The 22,811-nt window shown below is 68.3% G+C and carries 25 protein-coding genes and 2 pseudogenes; 9 read left to right on the top strand and 18 right to left on the bottom strand.

From position 1 onward, the window contains the following. Window positions 1–20: 20 nt before the first annotated feature. On the bottom strand, window positions 21–866 hold the full coding sequence (locus U0R18_RS16980) for an SDR family oxidoreductase (RefSeq protein ID WP_526370511.1): 846 nt from the start codon (window positions 864–866) through the stop codon (window positions 21–23). Window positions 867–946: 80 nt separating this feature from the next. Here U0R18_RS16980 and U0R18_RS16975 point away from each other — a divergent pair, with 80 nt between their 5' ends. Further along, complete coding sequence (locus U0R18_RS16975; RefSeq protein ID WP_526370509.1) at window positions 947–1,807, top strand: TIGR03620 family F420-dependent LLM class oxidoreductase; 861 nt, start codon at window positions 947–949, stop codon at window positions 1,805–1,807. Here U0R18_RS16975 and U0R18_RS16970 read toward each other — a convergent pair. Both U0R18_RS16970 and U0R18_RS16965 read right to left on the bottom strand, forming a co-directional pair. Further along, window positions 1,779–2,858 (bottom strand): phosphotransferase family protein, encoded by a 1,080-nt coding sequence (locus U0R18_RS16970; RefSeq protein ID WP_526370507.1) that lies wholly within the window; start codon window positions 2,856–2,858, stop codon window positions 1,779–1,781. The two genes, U0R18_RS16975 and U0R18_RS16970, sit on opposite strands and share 29 nt — an antisense overlap. Before the next feature lies 1 nt (window position 2,859). Beyond that, window positions 2,860–3,321: a VOC family protein gene (locus U0R18_RS16965; RefSeq protein WP_526370505.1), complete on the bottom strand. Its 462-nt coding sequence runs from the start codon at window positions 3,319–3,321 to the stop codon at window positions 2,860–2,862. Window positions 3,322–3,406: 85 nt separating this feature from the next. On the opposite strand from U0R18_RS16965, the gene U0R18_RS16960 reads away from it, so the two are divergent. Next, the gene (locus U0R18_RS16960; protein ID WP_526370503.1) at window positions 3,407–3,889 is read left to right on the top strand and encodes an SRPBCC family protein; all 483 of its coding nucleotides are present in this window, start codon (window positions 3,407–3,409) and stop codon (window positions 3,887–3,889) included. Between the two features lie 4 nt (window positions 3,890–3,893). Next, window positions 3,894–5,411, top strand: a complete 1,518-nt coding sequence (locus U0R18_RS16955) for a class I adenylate-forming enzyme family protein (protein WP_526370501.1) — start codon at window positions 3,894–3,896, stop codon at window positions 5,409–5,411. Here U0R18_RS16955 and U0R18_RS16950 read toward each other — a convergent pair. Next, window positions 5,394–5,741, bottom strand: coding sequence for a hemophore-related protein (locus U0R18_RS16950; RefSeq protein ID WP_526370499.1), 348 nt, complete (start codon window positions 5,739–5,741; stop codon window positions 5,394–5,396). The two genes, U0R18_RS16955 and U0R18_RS16950, sit on opposite strands and share 18 nt — an antisense overlap. A gap of 61 nt (window positions 5,742–5,802) precedes the next feature. After that, window positions 5,803–6,288 carry a hypothetical protein gene (locus tag U0R18_RS16945; RefSeq protein WP_526370961.1) on the bottom strand — a complete coding sequence of 162 codons (486 nt, stop codon included), beginning with the start codon at window positions 6,286–6,288 and terminating at the stop codon, window positions 5,803–5,805. Between the two features lie 41 nt (window positions 6,289–6,329). On the opposite strand from U0R18_RS16945, the gene U0R18_RS16940 reads away from it, so the two are divergent. Further along, window positions 6,330–6,920, top strand: coding sequence for a TetR/AcrR family transcriptional regulator (locus U0R18_RS16940; RefSeq protein ID WP_526370497.1), 591 nt, complete (start codon window positions 6,330–6,332; stop codon window positions 6,918–6,920). Here the strand turns inward: U0R18_RS16940 and U0R18_RS16935 are convergent. From U0R18_RS16935 to U0R18_RS16895, 9 genes and pseudogenes are all read right to left on the bottom strand, one after another. Next, a complete protein-coding gene (locus U0R18_RS16935) occupies window positions 6,914–7,789 on the bottom strand; it encodes an alpha/beta hydrolase (RefSeq protein WP_526370959.1) in 876 nt (291 codons plus the stop codon). The two genes, U0R18_RS16940 and U0R18_RS16935, sit on opposite strands and share 7 nt — an antisense overlap. Before the next feature lie 100 nt (window positions 7,790–7,889). Next, window positions 7,890–8,619, bottom strand: a pseudogene (locus U0R18_RS16930) (SDR family NAD(P)-dependent oxidoreductase). Next, window positions 8,616–9,011: a nuclear transport factor 2 family protein gene (locus tag U0R18_RS16925; protein ID WP_526370495.1), complete on the bottom strand. Its 396-nt coding sequence runs from the start codon at window positions 9,009–9,011 to the stop codon at window positions 8,616–8,618. The pseudogene U0R18_RS16930 and the gene U0R18_RS16925 overlap by 4 nt, the downstream one beginning before the upstream one ends. Window positions 9,012–9,020: 9 nt before the next feature. Next, on the bottom strand, window positions 9,021–10,193 hold the full coding sequence (locus U0R18_RS16920) for an acyl-CoA dehydrogenase family protein (RefSeq protein ID WP_526370493.1): 1,173 nt from the start codon (window positions 10,191–10,193) through the stop codon (window positions 9,021–9,023). Next, window positions 10,190–11,056: an acyl-CoA dehydrogenase family protein gene (locus tag U0R18_RS16915; RefSeq protein WP_526370491.1), complete on the bottom strand. Its 867-nt coding sequence runs from the start codon at window positions 11,054–11,056 to the stop codon at window positions 10,190–10,192. Before U0R18_RS16915 ends, U0R18_RS16920 begins: the two co-directional genes overlap by 4 nt. Window positions 11,057–11,066: 10 nt before the next feature. Then, on the bottom strand, window positions 11,067–11,849 hold the full coding sequence (locus tag U0R18_RS16910) for an HpcH/HpaI aldolase family protein (protein WP_526370489.1): 783 nt from the start codon (window positions 11,847–11,849) through the stop codon (window positions 11,067–11,069). Then, on the bottom strand, window positions 11,846–12,814 hold the full coding sequence (locus U0R18_RS16905) for a zinc-binding dehydrogenase (protein WP_526370487.1): 969 nt from the start codon (window positions 12,812–12,814) through the stop codon (window positions 11,846–11,848). Before U0R18_RS16905 ends, U0R18_RS16910 begins: the two co-directional genes overlap by 4 nt. Before the next feature lie 3 nt (window positions 12,815–12,817). After that, the gene (locus U0R18_RS16900; protein ID WP_526370485.1) at window positions 12,818–14,047 is read right to left on the bottom strand and encodes a cytochrome P450; all 1,230 of its coding nucleotides are present in this window, start codon (window positions 14,045–14,047) and stop codon (window positions 12,818–12,820) included. Window positions 14,048–14,051: 4 nt separating this feature from the next. After that, window positions 14,052–14,759 (bottom strand): NIPSNAP family protein, encoded by a 708-nt coding sequence (locus U0R18_RS16895; RefSeq protein ID WP_526370957.1) that lies wholly within the window; start codon window positions 14,757–14,759, stop codon window positions 14,052–14,054. A gap of 58 nt (window positions 14,760–14,817) precedes the next feature. Here U0R18_RS16895 and U0R18_RS16890 point away from each other — a divergent pair, with 58 nt between their 5' ends. The 3 genes from U0R18_RS16890 to U0R18_RS16880 all read left to right on the top strand — a co-directional run bounded on the left by U0R18_RS16890 (window position 14,818) and on the right by U0R18_RS16880 (window position 17,531). Continuing rightward, the gene (locus U0R18_RS16890) at window positions 14,818–15,672 is read left to right on the top strand and encodes an SMP-30/gluconolactonase/LRE family protein (protein WP_526370483.1); all 855 of its coding nucleotides are present in this window, start codon (window positions 14,818–14,820) and stop codon (window positions 15,670–15,672) included. Next, window positions 15,672–16,478, top strand: a complete 807-nt coding sequence (locus tag U0R18_RS16885; protein WP_526370481.1) for an acyl-CoA thioesterase domain-containing protein — start codon at window positions 15,672–15,674, stop codon at window positions 16,476–16,478. Before U0R18_RS16890 ends, U0R18_RS16885 begins: the two co-directional genes overlap by 1 nt. Before the next feature lie 222 nt (window positions 16,479–16,700). Beyond that, the gene (locus tag U0R18_RS16880; protein WP_526370479.1) at window positions 16,701–17,531 is read left to right on the top strand and encodes a type IV toxin-antitoxin system AbiEi family antitoxin; all 831 of its coding nucleotides are present in this window, start codon (window positions 16,701–16,703) and stop codon (window positions 17,529–17,531) included. Here the strand turns inward: U0R18_RS16880 and U0R18_RS16875 are convergent. Next, window positions 17,528–18,784 carry a cytochrome P450 gene (locus U0R18_RS16875; protein ID WP_526370477.1) on the bottom strand — a complete coding sequence of 419 codons (1,257 nt, stop codon included), beginning with the start codon at window positions 18,782–18,784 and terminating at the stop codon, window positions 17,528–17,530. The genes U0R18_RS16880 and U0R18_RS16875 overlap by 4 nt on opposite strands. A gap of 60 nt (window positions 18,785–18,844) precedes the next feature. Continuing rightward, a complete protein-coding gene (locus tag U0R18_RS16870; protein ID WP_526370475.1) occupies window positions 18,845–20,008 on the bottom strand; it encodes a CaiB/BaiF CoA transferase family protein in 1,164 nt (387 codons plus the stop codon). A gap of 121 nt (window positions 20,009–20,129) precedes the next feature. Between U0R18_RS16870 and U0R18_RS16865 the strand changes: the two genes are divergently transcribed. After that, window positions 20,130–20,630, top strand: a complete 501-nt coding sequence (locus U0R18_RS16865; protein WP_526370955.1) for a TetR/AcrR family transcriptional regulator — start codon at window positions 20,130–20,132, stop codon at window positions 20,628–20,630. On the opposite strand, the gene U0R18_RS16860 is transcribed toward U0R18_RS16865, so the two are convergent. After that, a complete protein-coding gene (locus U0R18_RS16860) occupies window positions 20,631–21,641 on the bottom strand; it encodes a zinc-dependent alcohol dehydrogenase (protein WP_526370473.1) in 1,011 nt (336 codons plus the stop codon). It lies immediately after the preceding gene. A 13-nt stretch (window positions 21,642–21,654) separates the two neighbouring features. Further along, a complete protein-coding gene (locus U0R18_RS16855; protein WP_526370471.1) occupies window positions 21,655–22,548 on the bottom strand; it encodes an IclR family transcriptional regulator in 894 nt (297 codons plus the stop codon). Between the two features lie 58 nt (window positions 22,549–22,606). On the opposite strand from U0R18_RS16855, the pseudogene U0R18_RS16850 reads away from it, so the two are divergent. Then, window positions 22,607–22,811: pseudogene (locus U0R18_RS16850) on the top strand (sulfotransferase family protein); the annotation flags it as partial.

Genomic DNA, 22,811 nt, shown 5'->3' with positions numbered 1-22,811 from the left:
GATTCACCTTTCTGCCGCTGTCAGCGCCGGTCGACGAAAATGTCCATGATCGGGTCCGGCCCGCCGCCGTATCGGGACAGGTCGCTCACCCCGGCCTCGGACAGCACCGCACTGTCGATGAAACACTGCGCGGTGGCGGCCCCGGCGGGCCGCGAGAAGATCTCCACGGCGGCGTCGGCCATGATCTCCGGACTGCGCGAGGCCGCGAGCATCTGGTCGCCCTGCCCGGAGTTGGCGACGGCTGCGGTGGCGATGTAGGTCTCGGGCCACAGGCAGTTGGACGAGATCTGCTGCTCGCGGTATTCCTCGGCCCAGCCCAGCGCCAGCAACGTCATGCCGTATTTGGACAGCGTGTACGACGGATGCACGCCCAGCCAGTACGGATTCATGTTCAGCGGCGGCGAGATGGTCAGCACGTGCGCGTTGGGCGACTTCCTGAGGTACGGCACGCACGCCTTGGTCAGCAGGAACGTGCCGCGGATATTGATCTGCTGCATCAGGTCGAACTTCTTGGCCGACAGTTCCTCGGTCGGTTCGACGGAGATGGCGCTCGCGTTGTTCACGCAGATGTCCACACCACCGAACCGGTCCACCGCGGCGTCGACGGCCCGCTGGACGTCCTCCTCACGCCGGACATCGCCGACCACGGCGAGCGCCGTGCCGCCGGCCGCCTCGATCTCCGCGGCGGCGGTGTGCACGGTGCCGGGCAGCTTGGGATGCGGTTCGGCCGTCTTGGCCAGCAGGACCACGTTGGCGCCGCGGCGGGCCACGCCGAGCGCGATGGCCAGACCGATGCCCCGGCTTCCGCCGGAGATCACCAGGGTCCGGTCCGCAAACGACCGATCCGCGCTATTCGGCAGGGCCATGCCACCACTCTCGATGTCGGGTGCGAAATGTGAACTGACCCCCAGCGTGACACTCTGGCGAAATTTTGTAAAGTACGGAGATGGCCGTTCCACTCCCCCGTGGTGTCGGACTGTGGTCGGGGTTCCTGGACCGGTTGCCGGCGCACGACGCAGTGGCTGCCGCCCGCACCATCGAATCCGGCGGCGTCTCGACCATCTGGCTGCAGGAGTTCAGTGGTGTCGATCCGTTCGTCCGCGCGGCCCTGTACCTGCAGGGCACCGCGGAACTGACTGTCGCACTGGGCGTCGCGACCATCCATGCGCGCGACCCCGAGGCCACGGTCGCCGCGGCCGCCACGCTGCACGAGGCGTTTCCCGGACGATTCCTGCTGGGGCTGGGAACCAGCCACCGGCAACTGGCCGAGGCCCGCGGGGGCCGCTATGACCGGCCCCTGTCGGACATGCGCGCCTACCTGACCGCCATGGATGCGGCGGTTGGTCGCCGGGTCCTGCCGCCGCGGTTCCTGGGCGCTCTGGGTCCCCGCATGGTCGAACTGGCCGCCACGGCCACCGACGGGCTACACACCTACTTCTGCCCGGTGGCCCACACCGCGGCCACCCGCACGGCCGTCGGTGCGGCCCCGTGGATCGCGCCGACACAGCTGGTGTCCCTGACCGCGGCGTGGCCCGACGCCGCGCGGGAGTACCTCGGCTTCTGCCTCGCAATGCCCAACTACCGCAACAACCTTCGCCGGTTAGGGTTCTCCGACGACGACCTCGACACCGCGTCCGACCGGCTGCTCGACGCGCTGGTGGTGCCCGACGAACCCGGGGCGCTGGCCGCCCGGATCGATGCCCACCACGCTGCGGGCGCCGATCACGTTGTGCTGCAGTTCATTCCTCCGCCCCGCGCTCAGGTGGTGCTGGACCGGATCACGGCAGAGCCGATAACTCCGCGATGAGTTCGAGCGAGCCCAGCTCGCGGATCGCCCGGCAGCTGCGCTGGATCATCGCGACCATGACGTCGTCGCCACGCTCGGTGGATGTCACGAACGCGACCGCCAGCGCGGTGATCAGCGGAACCTGCAACAGCCCCAGCCGGTAGTCGCGCCAGCAGGTGTCTTCGTCGTAGTCCTCCACCCCGTGGGTCAGTAGCTCCCGGTGGTAGCTGCCGACGAGATCACGTTCGATCTCGGCGCGCAGCTGTGGGTCCAGCCCGGAGGCGACGAAATAGGCCAGATCCCGCGCAGGCAGCCCGACCGCCAGTGTCTGCCAGTCCACCACCGAGATCCGGGTGCGGTCGGGATCGAAGAGCAGGTTGTCCAGCCGGAAGTCACCATGCAGGATGCTGTAGCGATCCGGCTCCAGCAGGAGCCAGGGAGCCATGACCTCGGCGACGGCGTCCAGGGTTGCCGCATCCTCGGCCGAAAGCCGTTGGCCGAGTTTGTCCTTGGTCAGACCCACCGCCATGGTGAAGATGCTCCCGAGGCCGTTGGCCGAGTCCGGGTCCGGCTTGCCCATCGCCGCGCCGGCGAAATCCCGCCACACCGGGTCGCACCAGCGAGGGCCGTGCAGACCGGCCAGCGCCCGCGCCGCCAGCTCGGCCTCCGGTGCGCCGCAGCCGGCGATCTGGTCGCCCTGCACAGCGGGCGCCATGTCGGCGAGCACCAGCACGAAATCGGTGCCGTCCGAGTTGATGTCGCAGTGGTAGCAGCGCGGCATGGGAACCTGCACGGTGTCGGCGACCTCGGTGTAGAACGCATGCTCGGCCTGATAGCCGAACGAGGCGCTGGCCCGCACCGCGGGATCCTGGGCGGGCAGCTTGACGACGAACGTCGCGGGCAGATCGCCCCCACCGCCGGCGCCGTAGGTCACCTCGGCACGGTAGGTCGCCCCGGTCTGCCCGGTACCGATCGGGCTGACCGTCACCTCGGCGACCGGCGTCGCCAGGATCGTCGAGAGCCACTGGGCGGTGATCTCCTCGGGGGTGGCCGGGATCGGGGTCCTCGTCATGTCAGCGGGCCATCGCTGCCAGGAACGCCGCCCAATCCCCGAACGCGTTGCGGCCCACCAACTCGATGCGCACGCCCAGGGGGTCGAGGTAGTAGGCGAAGATCGGCGAGTCGTCACCGCCGGCGCGCGCCTCGAACGCGTAGCCCGCCCGCTCCAGCGCGGCGCCGGTGGCCAGCACGTCGTCGGTCCAGTAGCCGAGGTGGTGCGCGGCGTTGCGCGGCGCACTGGTCCACGTGGTGCCGGGAACCTCCTGCACCAGTTCCAGGTGCGGGGCATCGATCGAATAGACCATCTTGAACGGAATGTCGACGGGCCCGTCGGCGGTGATCACCGGGATGGTGGCCTCGACCGTCTTCGTCCAGCGGTACCCCCCGACCGCGGACAGCCGCTCGATCGCCTCATCGAGATCCGGGACCACCACGCCCGTGTGGTAGAGGTCGGCGGGATTCAGCACAGACGTCATCTGCCCAGCCTGCCACAGGGGGGCGTGACACATTGTCCATAAGCTGTAAAGCTACTGAAATCGGGGCGCAACGAGAGGTAGAGCATTGGGCATCGTGACAACCACATCGGAGACGGCGTTCAACCACCCGCCGGAGGTCGTCTACGACTTCGTCACCAACCCGGCGAACTGGACCAAGACCTATCCGGGCAGCAACTACGTCGGCAAGCTGGACGACCTGCCGCTGAAGGTCGGCGACACCTGGGAGGAGGGCGGCCCGGACGGCACGCACATCTATACCTGGCATCTGGCCATGGCGATGCGGCCCAAGCTGTGGGTGTTCAACTCGGTCGGCAACCTCGGCCACGACGCCGACGGGAACGGCGGCAGGCCGGGTCGGATCACCGTCCAGTACCACTTCACCCAGCCCGGCCAGGGCATCACGCTGTTCACCCGGACCATGACCATCGAGGCGTACCAGGATTCACCCCTGCCCGACGGGCTGTTCCGGGTGGTGAACCCGGCCAACATCGACAAGTACCACGCGGCCGTCGCACGGGAACTCGAAGCGGTCGCGATCGGCGGCTGAGCCGGTGCGGATCACCCCGACCCACCCACCGTCGCCGCCGGCCGTGGCTCGCTTCCGCGCGGACGGCCACTGGCCGGCGACTGGACCGGCCGAGTTGCCCAGGACCTCCCGGCCCGCCCTGTCCGACGGCACCTCGGTGTGGACGTACGCCGACCTGAACGACGCTGTCACACGAATTCGGCTCGTGCTCAGCCACTCCGGCGTCACCCCCGAGGACGCGGTGCTCGTGGTGGCGCCGCTGCGGAACCAGGCCGTCGCCGCCCACCTCGCGGTGGTACGTCACGGCAGCGTCGTCGTCCTACTGGACCACCGCAGCGGCCGGGCCGACATCGAGACCGCCTGCGCCGCCACCCGGCCGCGGGTCGCACTGGCCATGCCCAGCGATGCGGATCGGTTGGGGCTCAACGAATTCTGCGTGGTACTCCCCCTCGACGGCGGCGGGACCGAGCTCGCCGTACCCGCTGCCGTACCGGTCGATCCCGACGCCGCGGCCGTCGTCGTGTTCACCTCCGGGACCACCAGCACGCCCAAGGGCGTGATCCACACTGTCAACAGCCTGCGCTGCGGCGTCGCCAACATGGTCGACGCCCTGCACCTCGACGCCCGCGACACCTTGTTCCTGGCCAGTCCGGTGGCCAGCATCACCGGTGTGCTCCAGCTCGAATCCGCGCTGTCGGTCGGAGCGCGAGTTGTACTGGCCGAACGCTTTTCGCCGGAGCACGCCTTCGAACAGGTCCAGGCCACCGGCGCCACCGTGATCGGCGGGGCCCCGGTGATCGCCGAGACGGTCCTTGCCGAAGCCGACAGGCGCGGTCTGACCTCGCTGCCCCTGCGCTGTATTGCATTGGGCGGGGCCATGATCCCGCCGGCCGTCGTCGAGTCCGCGAACCGGTTCGGGGTGCGGGTGGTCCGCGTGTACGGCTCGTCGGAGGTGCCCTTCTCCACGTCGACGGCGCTGGATGCCTACTCCAGCGACGACGGCGTCGCGCTACCCGGAGTGGACGTCGCGATCGGGGATTCGGGCGAACTGCTGATCAGCGGACCACACCAGTTCCACGGCTACCTGGATCCGGCCCACAACGACGAATCGTTCGACGACGACCGGGTACGCACCGGGGACCTGGCCGAGCTGCTGACCGATCACCGGATCCGGATCACCGGGCGGTTGAAGGAGATCGTGATCCGCAACGGCAAGAAGATCTCGCTGGCCGAGATCGACCTGGCGGCAACCGGACTCGGTGAGTGCGTGGCGTTCGCGGTGCCCGACGAACAGACCGGCGAACGGCTGGCACTGGCCATCCGCGGCACCACTACGGCCGTGACGTATCAGGCCGTCCGGGATGAACTGACCGCGGTCGGGCTGGCCGTCTGGAAGTTGCCGGAACAGATCGTGGTCTGGTCGGGTGAGTTCCCACGCACTCCCAGCGGCAAGGTCATCAGGCGTGCGCTGGCCGACGAAACCCGATGGATGGGGGTGCTCTACGGACCCCGGCTGTCCGAAGACTCAGGCCAGCGGATCTGAATCCGGTACGGGGAAGCCGCACCGAGCCCGCAGGTCGGTCATCGGCTGCCGGATGGCCCGGACCTCGGCCGCGGTCTGCGGGTTGTCCGCCAGATAGGCCTGGAGTTTGGCCCGCTGTTCGTCACGTGACTCGCCCTTCAGGCCGGTGACGAAGTCGTTGACGTCGGGATGGGTGAACAGATACGCCGAGGTGGCCGCCGTGACGCCCGCAGCGACGCCGGCCACGTCGGCGGTCGAGCAGTTGGGCGGGACATCCGCGGACGCGATGCTCGCGCTCGAGTAGGCCCCGGCGACCAATACCGCACCGATCATCCACAATCCCCGACGCATGTCCGACTCCCTTGTTCCAAAGCTGCCAACGCTCACATCTTCGCGCAGATTTTCCCCACCGTCACGCATTTGTCCGACGTGGCGCGCGTGCGGTGATGAGCGGCAGATCCAATGGCGTGAACACGCCGGCCGGTGCGGCAACCACCGCGGTGATCGCGTTGACCGCCGGCATCGCCGTGGTGGTGCCGACGTCGTAGCTCTCGAAATCAGCTGGTGCGAAAGACATCCGGAGCTCGACATTGGGATCGCCGACGATGTTGATCAGGTAGCCGTTGGCCAGCTTCCACCGAGGTTCCTGCGGGTGCCCGAGGACGGTGCCCAGGGTCCAGGTGGTGCGGAGATCGGCGACCGGTCGGCCGTCGCGGCTCCCCGTCCAGGTCGCGTCGATGCCGGCGACCGAACCGGCCGGGATCTGCAGGAAGCCCAGATCGCGGTCGGTCGTGGCGACCGCGAGTTCGACGCCGAGCTCCACATGGTCGATCTCCACCCCGATCGCCCGGGCCATCGCCGCGAGGGTTTCGGGGTAGTCGGGTTCGGCTGCCCGCAGGCCGGCCTCGATGGCCGATGGATCCGGCGGCGGTAGCAGTGATGAGCCGACAGGAACAGGCCCGGGCCACCCGTGCGGCGCTGATCGACGCAGCGCGCGAACTATGGTCGGCCAACGGCTTTTTCGCCACCAGCACCTCCGACATCGTGACCGCCGCGGCGGTGGGCACCCGCGGCGCCTTCTACGCGCACTTCCCCGACCGCGAACAACTGTTCCTGGCCGTCCTCGAGGACGTGAGTGTGCGGCTGAGCGCCGAACTCGAACAGCGGGTGACCCCCGCCGGGGACCCGCTGACCGATCTGCGGGCCGTGCTACTGGCCTTCCTCGACATCGTGGTCGAGGCGCCTGACGTGCAGGCGCTGCTGGTCGACGGCCCCGCGGTGTTCGGCCCGGCCCGCTGGCATCAGGCCGAGCAGGCCCGTGGCCTGGTGCCGATCGAGCAGCGGATCACCGCCGCCATCGCCGCCGGCGTCATCGCCGAACAGCCGGTGCGGCCGCTCGCGATGATCCTGCTGATGTTGGTCAACGACACCGCGCTGATGATCACGGCCGCCGCGGACCGGGCGGTGGCCCGCCGCGACGCGGGAGCGGCACTGGCGCAATTGATCTCGGGGTTGCGCACCGATCACTGATCGAGCTGGAACGCCCGGCGCAGCGCGGCCACCTGCATGGCATACAGCCGAAGGCTGACCTCCCAGTCCGGCAGGAAGGCGTCGAAGCCGTGACACGTGCCGGGGAAGACATGCAGTTCGGTCGCAACGCCGGACCACATCAACCGCAGCGCGTAGTCGATCGCCTCGTCGCGCAGTGGGTCGAGTTCCGAACACGTGATCAACGCCGGCGGCAATCCCGTCAGGTCGGCGAGCGCCGCCGGAACCGCCGCATCGGCGGGTTCGGCGAGCGGCGTCCTTCCGCGAGCAAGAGGCCCGGCGACGACCGCATCGTGCGGCCGGTCCGCACCGCCGAGGTAGTACTGCCACATCAGCTCGGCGGCGGGGCCGTCGAATCCCGGCGTGTCGGCGAACTCCTCCTTCGACGGTGAGGGCCGGTCGTCGAGCACCGGTTGGTGCAACAGCTGGAACACGAGCCGGTCCGCGGCCTGCTGGGCCAGCCCGGCGGCCAGCGCCCCGCCGGCACTGCTTCCCGCGACGGCCACCCGGTCCGGGTCGATGTCCACCGCACCACCGAGCACGGCGTCCAGCACGGCGCCGACGTCGTCGACCGCCGCGGGGTAGGGCTCCTGCGGGGCCAACCGGTAGTCCACCGAGACCACCGAACATTCGGCTCCGCGGGCCAGTTCGACACACATCCGATGGTCGGTGTCCAGATTGCCCAGGACGAATCCGCCGGAGTGACAGAAGATCACCGCGGGTGCGACACCCGTGCCGCCGCGATAGAGCCGGACCGGGACCGATCCGATCCGGACGTCGGTGATGTCCACCCCCACGGTGTCCATGACCGCGGCCTGCTGTGCGCGCCGCTCGTCCAGGCCGGCCCGCACCGCGGGCAACGTCCCCGGCGTCAGATCGGTGCGGGTACCCGCCAGATGACGTAGTGCTGGATCGAGACGCGCTGCAATCGAAAGTTCCTGGCCCACTGGGTCATCCGATCTTCAGGGATTGACCGCCGTCGACGACGAGCTCGGCCCCCGTGATGAACGATGCGGCATCGGAGATCAGGAACGCCACCGCATCGGCGATCTCCGTCGGTGTGCCCAGTCGGCCCGCGGAGGCAACCCGCCGCCAGCCGGGCCTGGGTCTGATCGTCGAGCATCGGCGTCGCCACCGCGCCCGGCAGGACGGCGTTCACCCGGATCCCGGCGGGCGCCAGTTCTGCGGCCGCGATCTGGGTGAGCCCCCGCAACGCCCATTTCGACGATCCGTACGCGACATGGTTCGGAAAGGGCCGCAGTGCGCCGGTGCTGCAGGTGTTCACGATCGAGGCTCCCTCGGCCTCCCGTAGTGCGGGCAGGCAGGCCTGCATCCCGAGGAATGGCCCCAATGTGTTGACCCGCCAGAGCTTTTCGAAGCCGGCGGCGGTCTCCTCGGCCAGCGTGGCCCGGTGCAGTACGCCCGCGTTGTTGACCAGCGCGGTCAGCGCACCGAAGGTGTCCAGCACGGCGGTCACACCAGCGGCCCACTGCGGTTCGGAGGTGACATCGAGCGGCACCGCGAGCACGCCGTCGTCGGACAGTTCCGCCACGAAGGCGGTCAATTCGGGGCCGGCCAGGTCGGCGGCGGCCACCTTGACGCCGTCGGCGCGCAGGCGCCGCACGATGGCCGCTCCCTGACCGCGCGCCGCGCCGGTCACCAGGGCCACGCGAGCGGTCATACCGGCTGCTCCTGAGGTGAGTCCGAAAGCCCTGCGGTGGTGAGGAATTGACAGCGCCGGCGGCGGAACCGCCACTGGCCGTCGACCTTCACGAGGTCGTCGTCGTAGAGCGCAGGGCGCATCGTGTGCGTACCGGCCTCGACGAACAGCACCTGCGTGCGCGCGACGGCGCTCTCACCGTCGACGGTGATGGTCGACACCCCGGTCAGGTGCATCCCGCGGGGCGCACGGGTGAACATCTTGCGCACCTTTTCGGGGCCCAGCAGCGTCTTGCCGAATACCTGATACTCGGAGTCCTCGGTGAACAGCCGCAGGCATCCGTCGATGTCGTCGGCGTCCAGCAGCAGCGCGTATTCCGCGATCAGCTCGCAGATCTGCTCACGTTCGGTCATCTCGTCCCCTCACCAGGATCTCGGTAGGCCCAGCAGCTGGGTCGCCAGTACGTTGTGCACGATCTCCGACGAACCACCCGAGATGGTCAGCGCCCGCGACCACAGGAATGCCTGCTGCCAACGGGCATTCACCTCGGCTCCCGCCGGGCGCAACCGGCCCGCGGCGGCCAATGTGATCGCGTACCGGCACAACGCGACGTTCAACTCGGTGTAGGCCAGTTTGGCGATCATCCCATCGGCCGGTGCGTCGATGCCCTTGGCAACTTTGTCGACGGCGTCGCGCGCGATCTGCTGCACGCCCGCCACCCGGGCCGCGAAGTCGGCCAGATCCTCCCGCACCACGGGGTCGTCGACGGCCACACCGTCGGGCAGTTCGACAACACGGGCCAGCTCTACCAGGTCGTCGAACAACAGCTCGAGCATCACCGCGTTGGCACCGACATAGGCACGCTCAGATATGAGCCCCGAATTCGCCACCGCCCAGCCCTGATTCAGCTCTCCGAGCACACTGTCGGGCGGCAGTATCGCGCCGTCGAAGTAGACCTCGCAGAATTCGTCGGACCCGGTCATCTCCCGGATCGGCCGTACCTCGATACCCGGCGTCGCCATGTCGACGACGAACATCGTCAGCCCGGCGTGCGGGCGCGCGGCCTCCGGATCGGTGCGGGCCAGCAGCACACCCATCTGCGACCACTGCCCGTCGGTGGTCCACACCTTCTGCCCGTCCACCCGGAACCTGCCGTCGGGCTGGCGGGCGGCCCGGGTGGTGAGCCGCGCCAGGTCGCTGCCGACGCCCGGCTCGCTGAGCAGCTGGCACCAGATATCCTGGGCCGAACGGATTCTCGGTAGGTACCGGTCCTGCTGTTCGGATGTCCCGAAGGTGATGAGCAGGTGCGCCGCCAGCATCACCTGGTCGATCGGCCGGGGTGCGCGCGCACGGACGATCTCCTCCATGACGACGGCGTCGTGCTGCGGTGTGTGTCCGGCATTGCCGCCGTACGCCGCGGGCCACGAGCCGCCCATGTAACCGGCGTCGAACAGGGCGGCGTACCACCGGCGCACGGCGGCCTCGGCTGCCGGATCCCGCGGCACCCGGATACCGTCGTACCAGTCACCGTCGGGTCGTTGCTCGGCGATGAATTGCCTTACCCGACTGCGATATTCGTCGACCGCGGTGTTCACCAGCCGGCCTCCTGCGCCAGTCGGCGCGCGGGCCGGCCATGGCCCGAGCCCAGCGGACCGTTCGCGGCCACCCGGCGCAGGTACAGGTGATGTCCCCATTCCCAGGTGAAGCCGATCCCGCCGCACAGTTGGATGCAGTCGCTGACGATCTCGGTCGCGCGGCTCCACAGGAAGGTCTCGGCGACGGCCAGCCGCATCGGCAGTCCGTCGTCGCGGGTATCGAAGGCGGCCACGGCCTCGGCCAGCAGCAGCCGGAGTTGCCGCGTGGTCACCGTGTGGTCGACCAGCCGGTGCGCGACGGCCTGGTACTTCCCGATCGGCGCGCCGAACGTGGTGCGCTGCTTGGCGTAGTCGACGGTCTTGGCCAGGACGTGTTCGAGGCAGCCCAGGGTATCGGCGGCATACAGCAGGCTGCGGGCCGCGCGGGCCCGGACGACGGTATCGGGTTGTACGACAAGGTCTTCGGTGTGCGCCGTGTAGGTCACGAAGCGACGGGAGACGTCCAGGACCGGCGCCTCGACAGCCTCGGCGGCGGTGGCCCGGGCCAGGGCGTCGCCGGTGGCGATGAGCAGCGCTGCGGGGGTCGGGACTTCCACCGCGGTGCCACCGGTGACGAACGCAGTCGGGCCGTCGATGCCGAGTTCGTCGGCGAGCAGTTCACCCACCATCGTCTCGTACGCGGGTCCGGGATACAGCCCGCGGCCCAGCTCCTCGGCGACCACCGACGCCAGCGCCAGCGAGCCGTCCGGCGGAACGAGGGTGGACCACACCCCAAGTTCGTCGATCGAGACACGCGCTGCCAGCGCGTCGCGGACGGCGTCGCGCAGCAGCGTCATCTCTTCGCGGAGGTGGTTCTGTGCCACGGCGGTCACCTCAGTTGTAGCCCTTCGTCGTCTCGGCCACGCCGCCGCCGGCGTCGCGCAGATGCTCCTGGGCACCACGTCGCAGCGCCTGCGATTCCGAGGCCAGCGTGATCATCCGGAATCCGCGCTGCGCCATCACCTTTCCCGTCCGGCCGTCCCCGGCGTGGATCCCGGCGACCAGTCCGGCCGCGGAAGCGGTCCGTTGGATCGTGTCGATCGCGTCGATCACGGCGGGCGCAGTGGTCATCTCGTCCAGTCCATGTCCCATCGATATCGCCAGATCGGCGGGTCCGACATATACCCCGGAGAGTCCTGGAACCGCGCAGATCTCGGCCACCGCAGGCAGCGCGGCAGCGGTCTCGATCATGACGTACACACCGGCCCGGGTCTCCAGGTCGACCGGGTTGATCCCGAGCGAGGCCCGCAACGGCCCGAAGCTGCGCACCCCCGCCGGGGCGTAGCGCGTGGCGGCAACCGCGGCTGCCGCCTGTTCGGGCGTCTCCACCATCGCGATGATGACGGCGTCGGCACCGGCGTCGAGGACCCGGCCGATCGGTGCCGGCGCGGCGGACGGCAGCCGCACGGCGGTACCGATCGGGACGTGCTCGAGGCGGCGCAACAGGCCGGCGACGTCGGCGTCGTCCAGATAGCCATGCTGCGTGTCGAATCCGACGTAGTCGTATCCGCAGCGGGCGTACTCCTCCGGGCCGATCGCGGTGGGTCCCACCACCCAGCCGCCCCACACCTGATCCTTGGCGGCCAGTGCAGCCTGCAGCCGGCTGAGCCCGCTCATCGGGTGATCGCGATCTTGACCCGCCCGGGGATCGGACGGCAGGCCAGTTCGAAGGCGCCCTGGACATCGTCGACGCCGAAGGTGTGGGTGATGTAGGCCGGCAATAGATCCGGGTGGGCGCGCGCGAATTCGTCGGCCGCGTGCAGCACTCGGGTTCGGTCGGCGGTGACCCCCGACTTGAGGGTCAGGTTGCCGCGCAACATGGTTCGCATGCTGAGGGGATAGCAGTCGTCATCGGGAACCCCGAAGTAGAACACGGTGCCGGCGAATGCGGCGGCCTCCACGGCGTGCTGCAGGGTGGCCACCTGATGCCCGACGGCTTCGATGACGACGTCGGCCTTGTCGGCGTACTCGAGCCGGCCGACCCAGCGGTCGCTGGTGGCCCGGACCGCGGTGTCCACCCCGAACGTCGCCGACAGTGCCGACCGGTCCACCGGGTCGACGCCGGTGATGTGACTGGCGCCCAACGCCTTCGCCACGTAGGCGAACAGCAGTCCGATCGAACCCTGGCCGATGATCGCCACGCGCTTCCCGGTCAGGTCGCCGACCTGTTCGAGTGCGTAGAGCACACAGGCCAGCGGCTGCAGCCCGATCGCCAGTTCCGGACCCAGCGCCGGGTCGTAGGAAACCAGGCCGTCGCCGTCGGAGCGCACGATGTCCATCAGGCCGTCGAAACCCGACGCCCACCCCACCACCCGGTCACCGACGGCGTGGTCGGGGTGACGGCTGGCCAGCACCTCGCCGACGATCTCGTGGATGGGGAATCCGTCGATGCCGGCGGCGCACGGACCGGTGTCACCGGGCAGCTTGCCCTGCGTGCCCTTGAATCCGGGCAGGTCGCTACCGCAGATCCCCGCGGCCAGGAATCGCAGCAGGACCTGGCGCTCGGCAAGCGATTCCGGGTCCGGTTCAGGGATGTCGATCCGTTCGAAGGTGTACGGGGCGACGAGCCGCTGGCACCACATCTCCTACACCTCCACCGGAATGTTGTTCCAGCCCCACTGGAAGCTCGACGGTGGTCGCGACGCCTGGTCTCCGGCGATCCGGTAGTCCGGGACGCGCCGGAGGAACTCCTGGATCATGATGGCGATCTCCAGGCGTGCCACGTGGACACCGAGGCAGAAGTGCTGGCCGTGCCCGAAGGACAGCAGCCGTTCGATGGGCCTGTTCCAGACGAACTCGTCCGGGTCGGCGTACTCCCGTTCGTCACGGGCCGCCGATGCCAGCAGGGTGATGATCCGTTGACCGGGCCGAAGCGTGGTGTCGTGGATGGTGTAGGGCCGGCGGACCGTTCGGGCGAACCACTGTGCGGGTGCGCAGTACCGGATGATCTCCTCACGCGCGACGGGGACGTTGGTCTCGAGGTCGGCGCGCACGGCCGCCAACTGGTCGGGTCGCTGCGCGAGCTCCCACAGCCCCGTCGCGGTGATCTTGGGGACCGTCTCGGTCCCGCCGATGAAGACACCGAGCATCTGCGTGGCCGCCTCGAGGTCGGTGAACTCCGATCCGTCCGGCAGCCGGAAGCCGATCAAGCTGTCGGCGATCGGGACAGAGCCGTCGGCACCGGCGGCCCGGCGGCGCTCGATGATCGGCGTCAGGTAGGACAGGTACCCGGGGCGCGCGTTTCCGACCTCGACACCCTCGCCGGGCTGCGCCAGGCTGCCCGCGTTGACCGTCGCGAGCACATCGGGTGCGAGATCGACCGGGAGGCCGACGAATTCGCACACCAGTGACGCCGCGACGATGCCGCCGTAATCCTGCGTCAGGTCGAAACTCCCCCGCGGCAGCAGCTCGTCGAGCCGCTCGTTGGCCAGGGTGCGGATCCTCTCGGTCAGCGTGGCGGCCGACCGCGGACGGAACTGCGCCGACGTACAGCGGCGCACGTTCTCGTAGATCGGTGAGTCGAAGTTGGCGTGGAAAGGCATGGGGTGCAACGGCGGATCGGCGACCGGCCCGTCGTTGTGATGTCCGAGCACAGTGGCGGCCGGCAGCGTGCCCTCCGAGGCGACGAACGTCCCGTCGGTGAGGCCGAGCACCTGCCAGATATCGTCGAACCGCGACAACGCGTAGGTGTCCCACTTGTCGATGTAGTAGACGGGGTGCTCGTCGCGCAGCCGCCGGTAGTACGGCAGTGGATCGGTCATCACGTCCGGATCGAACGGGTCGTACGAGAAGTTCTGCAACACGGGCTGATTCATATCGCTATCCCTGCAGTGGTGAGGGCGGCAGAGCCTGCAGGATCGAATCCTCCCAGCCGTCGCGCAGGGCCGGCGCGACGCTCATCCAGGTGACGATCTCGGCCGGCGGACTGTCCTTCCAGGACGGATAGTGGTTGTCGAAGCAATCCCAGTCGCCGTCGAGGGCCCAGTAGTGGATCACCTCGTTGAACCGGAAGGTGGTGATGAACGAACCCAGCCAGCGTTTGCCGGTGGATTCCGACCACGGGACGTAGAGCCGCTCGAGTTCACGGATGTAGTCGTCCTGGCGGCCCGGTTTGGTCTGCATGATCTCCTGGATCACCAGTCCAGCACCGAAATTGGCCTCGCGCAGCTGGGCCAGGGTCTTGTTGTACTTGCCGGCGTACATGATCCGGCCCTCCCCCGTCGCCCCCAGGCCCGACAGGTACTGCGCCCACTTGGCCGCCGCCTCGTGATGGCTGCCACCGCCGGCCTGGGCGCGCCCGATGCGCGCGTAATCGGCGAACGCGTCGATCTCCCAGATGATGGTGACCTGCGGCCAGTGCCCGTTGTAGGGCGTGGTCTCCCAGATGGCGAACAACCGGGCACCGAGATCCTCCATCATGGGCTGGTAGACCTCGCCGAACACGGCCGCGAACTGTTCACCCCGACCGGAGCCCAGCTCGATCGTCTCGTGCAGGTACAACAGTGTGTGACCGTAGTACTTCTTCATGCTCATAACGCGCGGAGGCTGGTTGACATTGGCACCTAGCGAGCGTGACACTTACGGCGTGATTTGTAAAGGTGCAACGTCACTGACGCCCCTGGCCGACGGATTCTGTTTCGGCGAGGGGCCACGCTGGTTCGAGGGCATGCTGTGGTTCTCCGACATGCTCGGGGAGGCCTTGCACACCGTCACGCTGTGCGGCTCGGGGACCACGGTCCCGCTGCCCGGTCAGGCCCCCTCCGGACTGGGCTTTCGTCCCGACGGCACCTTGCTGATCGTGTCCACCGAGGCCAAGCAGGTGCTCGCCTACGACGGCGACCACGTCACCGTCGTCGCCGACCTGTCCGAGCTGGCGCCGGCTGCCCTCGGGGACATGGTGGTCGACGAGGCCGGCCGCGCCTACGTCGGCTCGCAGGCCCGCGAGGGCGGTGTCGTCATCCGGATCGACCCCGACAACGCGGCCACCGTCGTCGCCGGTGATCTCGAATTCCCCAACGGCATGGTGCTCACCCCGGACGGGTCGACCCTCATCGTGGCCGAGTCGACGGGGCGCCGCCTGACCGCGTTCACCGTCGGCGCGGACGGCCTGTCGCAGCGACGGGTGTTCGCCGACGGCCTGGAAGGTCCGCCGGACGGCCTGGCGCTCGACGTCGACGGCGGCGTGTGGACGTCCCTGACGCTGGCGCACCGATTCGACCGCATCCTGTCCGGAGGAGCCGTGACGGACCGCGTCGAGACGGGCGGACGGGTCGCGATCGCCTGCGCGCTGGGCGGGCCGGAGAACAAGACCCTGTTCCTGCTCAGCAGCACCGACGCCTACCCGGAACGACTGCGTGGCACCCAGCTGTCGCGGGTCGACACGCTTGGCGTCGAGGTCGCCGGCACGGGCCCCCTGGATCGAGAGGTACACCACCACTGATGACCCACTCCCACTACTACGAACTACTCGACGCCGACGACGAACGGGGTGAGAAGTTCTCGGCCACCGACATGGTTCGCAGCACGTGGTCGGACAAGATCCAGCACGGCGGCCCGGTCTCGGCACTGCTGGTGCGTGGTCTGGAACGCTGCGCCCGCCGGGACGACACCCGGCTGGTGCGCGTCGTCATCGACCTGCTCGGTCCCGTACCGGCCGAGGGCGAGTTCTGGATCAGTAGCCGAATCGACCGCTCCGGCAAGCAGATCGAGCTCGTGAGCACCGAGATGCTCGCCCGCGGACCGGACGGGCCGCGGGCCGTCGCCCGGGCCAGCGGCTGGCGATTGCAGACGCTCGATACAACGGGGCTACTGCACGCACCCGCCGCGCCGTTGCGCCCGCTGTCCGAGGCGCGCAGCCGGGACATGGCCAAGGACTGGGCCGCCAACTACGTGCACAGCGTCGATTGGCGCTGGCTGACCACGATGGGTGAACCCGGCCCCGGTGAGTCCTGGCTCACCCCGATGGTCGGCCTGGTGGACGGCGAGGATCTGACTCCGATCCAGCGGCTGTTCACGGTGGCCGACTGCGCCAACGGGCTCGGCAGCAAGATCGACATCCGCAAGTACACGTTCCTCAACACCGATCTAGCGGTACACCTGCACCGGGTTCCCGTTGGGGAGTGGACCGGCATCCGGGCCGAAACCAACTACGGCCCAGACGGTATCGGGGTCACCCTCGGTACGCTGTTCGACCAGACCGGCCCCGTCGGGGCCATCCAGCAGTCGGTGCTCGTCCGCCCCCGCTAGCGCCGCATACGCCGAAACGCACGAACGGGCGAACTTGTGCGAGTAAGCGCCACCATTTCGTCGAACTCGGCACTCGTTGACCCCCGTTGGCGACCACTTGTCAGTGCTCACGGGAAGCATGCGGACATGACAGAGATATTTCTCGGCAACGAGGCCCTCGGCGAGGGTCTCTCCCGACACGAATTACGCCGCTGGTATCGCCCCTTGTTCCGCGGCGTGTACATGCCCACGGGCGCCAAGCCGTCCTTGGGTGACCGAACGCTCGGGGCGTGGCTGACCACAAATCGCACCGGAGTAGTCGCGGGTGTCGCAGCCGCGGCCCTGCACGGCTCCGCCTGGATCGACCCCGATGAGCCGATCGAACTCCTTTCAGAACACCGTCGCATGCAGGACGGCCTGATCCTGCGGGCTGATCGTTACCGCGACGACGAAGTCACCGAGATCGACGGGATACGAGTCACCACCGCGGCCCGCACGGCATTCGACATGGGCCGGCACCAGACGCAACGCGGCACCGCACTGGGCAGGCTCGACGCGCTGATGCGCGCAGCGCCGTTCACGATCGAGGACGTGCGCTCGATCATGGCGCGATACGGCCCCGTTCGCGGTGTCAGCCAGCTGCGCGAACTACTGCCCCTGATCGATGCCGGCGCGGCTTCGCCGACCGAGAGTTGGTGGCGACTGTTCCTCATCGACAACGGTTTTCCCGCACCAGAGACACAGCTTCCGGTTGTCGACGACGATGGCGTGGCGTTTGCCTACCTCGACATGGGATGGCAGGACCTGAGGCTTGCGCTCGAGTACGACGGCGATCAGCACCGCACGGACCGGGATCAGTACGTTCGCGATCTGCGGCGGCTTCCTCGCGTCGAGGGCCTTGGATGGCACGTTATCCGGACCATCGCCGAGGACCGGCCACACGATGTCCTGCGCCGGGTTTACGAAGAATGGCAGCGCCGCGGCGGACCCGAGATCGACAAAATGGTGTGGGCTTCTCGTACTCTTCCGCCGAGACGTACGTTTCGGCGTGGTGAGGGTGAGGAGGCCGCCTAGCCGATGTGGGCCGGTAGTCGCTTCACGCCGTGCACGAAGTTGCTGTGGAGCAGATCGGGCTCGCCGAACTCGATCGGCCCCAGCCGGGTGAGCAACTCGCGGAACAGGTTTCGCAGTTCGGTCTTGGCCAGCCGGTTGCCCAGGCAGAAATGCGGGCCACCGCCGCCGAACCCGAGATGCGGATTGGGCGAACGCGACAGATCGAAGGCGGTCGGGTCGGGGAACACCGACTCGTCGCGGTTGGCCGAACAGTAGAACAGCCCGATCTTGTCCCCGGCGCTGATCCGCTGCCCGGCGATCTCGACGTCCTCCGTGGCGAATCGCGCGAACTGCAGGACCGGTGACGCCCAGCGGACGAACTCCTCGACCGCCCCGTTGATGCGGTCGTCGAAATCCGCTGTCAGCCAGTCACGTTGGGCCGGGTTGGCGGCCAGTGCGAGCATCGCGTGCGTGGTGGTCTGTTTGGTGGTGTCGTTGCCCGCCGAGGCCAGCAGGATGAGGAACGCCCCCACCTCCTCGTCGGTCAGCCGGTGGCCGTCCACCTCGGCATTGACGATCTCGGTCATCAGATCGTCACCGGGATTGGCCCGGCGGAACTTGGCCAGCTCGATCCCCGTGCTGGACAGCAGCAGCATCTCGTTGATGGTGTCCTGGGCCCGCTCCTCGAGTGACGAGTACTCGTCGTCGCTCATGCTGAACAGCTTCTCGGCGGCCTTGGCGACGGCGGGTTGATCAGTGGTCGGTACGCCGAGCATGTCCATGATCGTGGTCATCGGCAGCCGGGCCGAGCACGCCTCCACGAAGTCGACGTCACCGGCGCCGACCAGGTCGTCGACGATCCGGACCGCGTTGGTATGGATCTGTTCCTCGATCCGGCGCAGGTGCCGCGGGGTGAAGGCCGCGCTGATCAGCGCGCGGTACCGGGTGTGCTCCGGAGGATCCATGGTCAGGAAGAAGGTTGCGATGCGCTGGAATTCGGCGGGCATCGGGTCCAGCGCCACCCCCTGCGCCGAGGTGAACAGCTCGGGATGCTGGCTGGCGAAGACGATGTCCTCGCGCCGGGTCAGCGCCCAGAATCCCGGCTCCTCGAGGTCGAAGAGGCTGGACAGGGGTGGGTGCCAGCTCAGCCCGTCGCTCTGGCGGAGCCGCGCGAACGCCTCGTCCCGCTGCGCGAAGGGCCGGCTCCAGAAGTCATGCGAGGTGATGTCGACCGAGCTGTACTCACGGGCCGGGGAACTGCTGACAACCGTCACTGCCACTCCTCACGTCGCCGAACAGCGTGACAGTTCTTCCTGTGTTTGTAAAGGCGGAGCTCAGGCCTCGCCGCGCAGGGCCGCAAGAACCTCCTCGGTGTGCTCGCCGAGTTTCGGAGCGGGGCAACGAGGTTGGGCCGGTGTTCCGGAGAAGTCGGCCGGCGAGGCAATCATCGGTACCGAATCGTCACCGTCCGGCACGTACACCACACCGCCGGCCGCATGGAACTGGTCGTCGACCAGAACGTCGTCCAGCGAGTTGATCGGGGACCAGAAGAACTCCGGTTCCCCGTCGAATATCGCGGCCCACTCGGCCATCGTGCGGGTCGCGAAGATCCGGTCCAACTCCGCGATCAACTCGACCGCATTGCCGGCGCGGGCGCGCGGAGTGTCGAATCGCGCGTCGCTCTGCCATTCCGGGTGGCCGACCGACCGGCACAGCGCGGGCCAGTGGCGATCGACCTCCAGGCCGACGATCCAGAACCGCTTGCCGTCGGAGGTCGCATAGTTGTTCATGCACGGGTTGCCCATCTTCTCCCGCTGACCGATCGCAATGGGCTGGCCGCTCATCAGCAGCGTGTTGAGATCGAAACTGACGGTGTAGACGCCCTGGCGGTACAGCGATGTCGTCACCAGCTGCCCGACCCCGGTTCGGTTGCGGGACAACAGCGCCGCGCAGATCGCCGCGGTCAGCGTGGTGCCCGCCGAGTGGTCACCCATGCCGCCGCGCTGGAACGGCGGGGTGTCACCGGGGCGGGTCAGCAGATCGGCGATGCCGGCCCGGGCCCAGAACGCGGCGACGTCGTACGCGGGCCGGTTGGCATCCGGGCCGTCCAGGCCGTACCCCGTGAGGATGCCGTACACCAGCGCCGGGTTGCGGGCCGCGACGGTCTGGAAGTCCAGGCCCAGGCGATCCAGTGCGGCGGGCCGGATGTTGGTCACGAAAACGTCCGCCGCAGCGAGCAGTTCGAGTGCGTCCGCCCGGCCTTCCGCAGTACCCAGATCCAGCACCACACTGCGCTTGGACCGGTTGTCCATCTCGAACGGCGGGTTCACGCCGGGACCCAGACCCAGCAGCCGCCCCCACATCCGGGCGGGATCACCGGACGGCGGTTCGATCTTCACGACGTCGGCGCCCCAGTCCGCGAGCAGACCGCCGGCGGCCGGACCTGCCACCCAGACACCGAGTTCGACAACTCTGACGCCCTCGAGTGGTCCGGCCATGGCTAGCAGTGTGCCCAGTGACGGCGCCGCGGCACGCCACTTTTCCGAAAGTATTTACAAATACGTATATGTTTGTAACGCTTGTCGGGTGAGTGAGACCGCAGCGCAGACCGAGGAGGAGATGTCCTCGCGGAATCGCATCCTGCGCGCTACCTCCGAGGTGCTGGGCCGCAGCGGTCAGGCGAAGCTCAGTCTATCGGAGGTCGCCCTGCAGGCCGGGGTCTCACGGCCCACCCTGTACCGCTGGTTCGCGTCCAAGGACGACCTGCTCAAGGCGTTCGGCGTGTTCGAGCGCGAGAACTTCGACTCGGGCATCACCAAGGTGACCGCCGGCCTGCGCGGTAACGAAAAGCTCGATGCCGCATTGCGCTTCATCGTGGAGTATCAGCAGTCCTATTCGGGTGTCCGGATTGTCGACATCGAGCCGGAAGTGTCGATCGAAGCACTGTCGAAGGTGATTCCGCTGATGCGGTCCCAACTGGAGAAACTGGTCAGCGGCCCCAACGGAGCCGTCAAGGCCGCCGCCGCGGTGCGGGTTGCGGTGTCGCACTACATCGTTCGCAGTGACGACGGCGAACAGTTCCTCGCTCAACTGCGGCACGCGGTGGGGCTCAAGGCCTGATCAGTCGCGGGTGACCACCACCTTGTCGGCCGCCCCAGGTGTGCCCGCCTTCGCCAGCGCGGTGTCGATCTCGGTGAACGGGATGGTGTCGCTGACGATCAACGCGTATCTGCGCCAGTTGGCCACCAGATCGGCGGTGACCGCGAAGAACTCGTCGGGGTAGCCCATCGAGCCGACGACGGTGATCTCGTGGCTCATCAGGGTCACCAGGTCCACGGGGACGGGTTGCTTGTGGACGGCCACCACGCCGATGGTGGCACCCTGCTTCGCCGACGCGATCGCGGTGTCCAGCACGGCCGGCACCCCAGCCGCGTCGAGATAGATGTCCGTGTCGGCCCGGCCGCCGAACATGGACTCACCTTCCCCGTGCAGGTCGACGAGACGTTCGCGCACATCCTCGGTGTTCGAGTCGATGACCGCGTCGGCGCCAACGGCCAGTGCCTTGTCCAGCCGGGACGGAATGATATCCGCCACCATAATATGGTGTACCCCAATCGATTTGAAGGCGAGTACCGCGCCGAGCCCGATGGGCCCCGCACCGAAGATCAACACCTTGTCGGTGCTGCGCGGACGGCAGCGGTTGGCCGCATGTCGCGCCACCGCCATCGGCTCGTTGAGCGCCGCGACCTCGAACGGAATGTGGTCCGGGATGACCTCCAGCCCCACTCCCCGCCGCGCGTCGGTGACCAGTAGGAACTCCGACAGACCCCCCTGTGGTCCGCCGTTGCCGATGATGCCGTCGGGTGCGGCCATGGGGTTGATCACCACCAGATCTCCGACGCCGATTCCCACGACGTCGGCACCCACTTCGACGACTTCCCCCGCGGGTTCATGTCCCAGCGGCATGTGCCCTGCCCGGGGTGGAAGCCCTCCGATGGCGATGTACAGCGCGTCGCTGCCACAGATCCCGCAGGCCCGAATGCGGACCAGGACGTCGCGCGGACCGGTGGCCGGTTTCGCCACCTCCACCACCGCTGTGGTACCTGGACCCGTCACGATCGACGACTTCATCTGCACCCCTTCGCTATTCGGTGTAACGGGTGGCCTCGATGCGCGCCGCGGCGGCCCGCACGTGCTCACCCAGTTTCTTGATCTCGGCACCGGTGATTCCCGCGAAGGGCGCCACGGTGATCGACATGGTGACCCCGGCGCGGCCCCGGATGGGCGACGACACCGATGCCACCGGATGGATCCGGGCGGCCCGCAGCTCGCCGGGAAGGAAGTCGACCAGGGCCAGATCGGCGAACGCGCCGGCCAGCCGCGCGGTGATCACGTCCGGTTGACCGTCCACCGACAACGCCTGCAGCGCCGTGTATACCCGGACGTACTCTCGGGTGAGCCGCTCGATGACGTAGCCGCGGTGCCGGATCTCGGCCAGCACATCCGAAAATCGTTGTGTCAGCTCCGGTGTCGGGCTTCCGATGCCCGCCAACCAGGCGTCCCGGTCTTCGTCGGTGGACCAGGCCAGGTAGTCGCGGCCGAACGGGGCCACCAGTGGCAGCCGCAGACCCGGACGTATCGGCGAACCCGCCGGAGCCTCGCCGACGCTGTCGAGCACCATGATGGTGGACGATTCGCGGCGCGCCACGAAGACCTGTACGCCCGTCGACTCGTACAGGTCCCGCAACACCGCATGGAACGGCCGTTCTGCGGCCAGCATGGTCACGGCCGGCAACCCCGGCCCCCAGGAGTAGCCGCCGGTGTGCTCGTCGCGCACCGCCCAGCGATGGTCCACGAGCGTCGCCAGGATGGCGTGTGCCGTGGCGCGGCTGATGCCCAGGGTGCGTGCGATCTGGGTCAACGACAGTCCACGACGGGATTCCGCGGCGAGCAGTTCCACCACCGCGATGACGCGCTCCGTGGGCGGGGAAGACGCTTGACGCACCCCCTCGGTGCGCTCTACCTTCGGTAGCGTCATATTTTCGAACAGTACATCGAATATTCGACGCCCACAATCCACGATCGGAGTGTGCACGATGAGCCAGGCGACCGAGGTGCTCGAATTCGACGACCTCACCGCGCCCCGGCTCACCGACATCCAGCGGCAGATCCTCGATCACACCGAATCCCGGACCGTCGACCTCGATGTCGAACAGATGCTCGACGAGGCGGTGCGCCTGGCCGGCGCCGACGACCTCGATAACGGCGACGGCGTCACGACGCGTATCGCCGCCTACGTCA

Origin of the sequence: Mycobacterium sp. (genome assembly GCF_046330795.1) — a bacterium.
GTDB lineage: Bacteria > Actinomycetota > Actinomycetes > Mycobacteriales > Mycobacteriaceae > Mycobacterium.
Note: the sequence above shows the minus strand (reverse complement) of the source record. Positions and strands in the feature narration are given on the sequence as shown.

Coding starts and splice junctions, on each gene's coding strand:
- U0R18_RS16980 (WP_526370511.1), bottom strand. CDS start 866: ATGGCCCTGCCGAATAGCGCGGATCGGTCGTTTGCGGACCGGACCCTG.
- U0R18_RS16975 (WP_526370509.1), top strand. CDS start 947: ATGGCCGTTCCACTCCCCCGTGGTGTCGGACTGTGGTCGGGGTTCCTG.
- U0R18_RS16970 (WP_526370507.1), bottom strand. CDS start 2,858: ATGACGAGGACCCCGATCCCGGCCACCCCCGAGGAGATCACCGCCCAG.
- U0R18_RS16965 (WP_526370505.1), bottom strand. CDS start 3,321: ATGACGTCTGTGCTGAATCCCGCCGACCTCTACCACACGGGCGTGGTG.
- U0R18_RS16950 (WP_526370499.1), bottom strand. CDS start 5,741: ATGCGTCGGGGATTGTGGATGATCGGTGCGGTATTGGTCGCCGGGGCC.
- U0R18_RS16940 (WP_526370497.1), top strand. CDS start 6,330: ATGAGCCGACAGGAACAGGCCCGGGCCACCCGTGCGGCGCTGATCGAC.
- U0R18_RS16925 (WP_526370495.1), bottom strand. CDS start 9,011: ATGACCGAACGTGAGCAGATCTGCGAGCTGATCGCGGAATACGCGCTG.
- U0R18_RS16910 (WP_526370489.1), bottom strand. CDS start 11,849: ATGAGCGGGCTCAGCCGGCTGCAGGCTGCACTGGCCGCCAAGGATCAG.
- U0R18_RS16905 (WP_526370487.1), bottom strand. CDS start 12,814: ATGTGGTGCCAGCGGCTCGTCGCCCCGTACACCTTCGAACGGATCGAC.
- U0R18_RS16900 (WP_526370485.1), bottom strand. CDS start 14,047: ATGAATCAGCCCGTGTTGCAGAACTTCTCGTACGACCCGTTCGATCCG.
- U0R18_RS16895 (WP_526370957.1), bottom strand. CDS start 14,759: ATGAAGAAGTACTACGGTCACACACTGTTGTACCTGCACGAGACGATC.
- U0R18_RS16885 (WP_526370481.1), top strand. CDS start 15,672: ATGACCCACTCCCACTACTACGAACTACTCGACGCCGACGACGAACGG.
- U0R18_RS16880 (WP_526370479.1), top strand. CDS start 16,701: ATGCCCACGGGCGCCAAGCCGTCCTTGGGTGACCGAACGCTCGGGGCG.
- U0R18_RS16870 (WP_526370475.1), bottom strand. CDS start 20,008: ATGGCCGGACCACTCGAGGGCGTCAGAGTTGTCGAACTCGGTGTCTGG.
- U0R18_RS16865 (WP_526370955.1), top strand. CDS start 20,130: ATGTCCTCGCGGAATCGCATCCTGCGCGCTACCTCCGAGGTGCTGGGC.
- U0R18_RS16860 (WP_526370473.1), bottom strand. CDS start 21,641: ATGAAGTCGTCGATCGTGACGGGTCCAGGTACCACAGCGGTGGTGGAG.
- U0R18_RS16855 (WP_526370471.1), bottom strand. CDS start 22,548: ATGACGCTACCGAAGGTAGAGCGCACCGAGGGGGTGCGTCAAGCGTCT.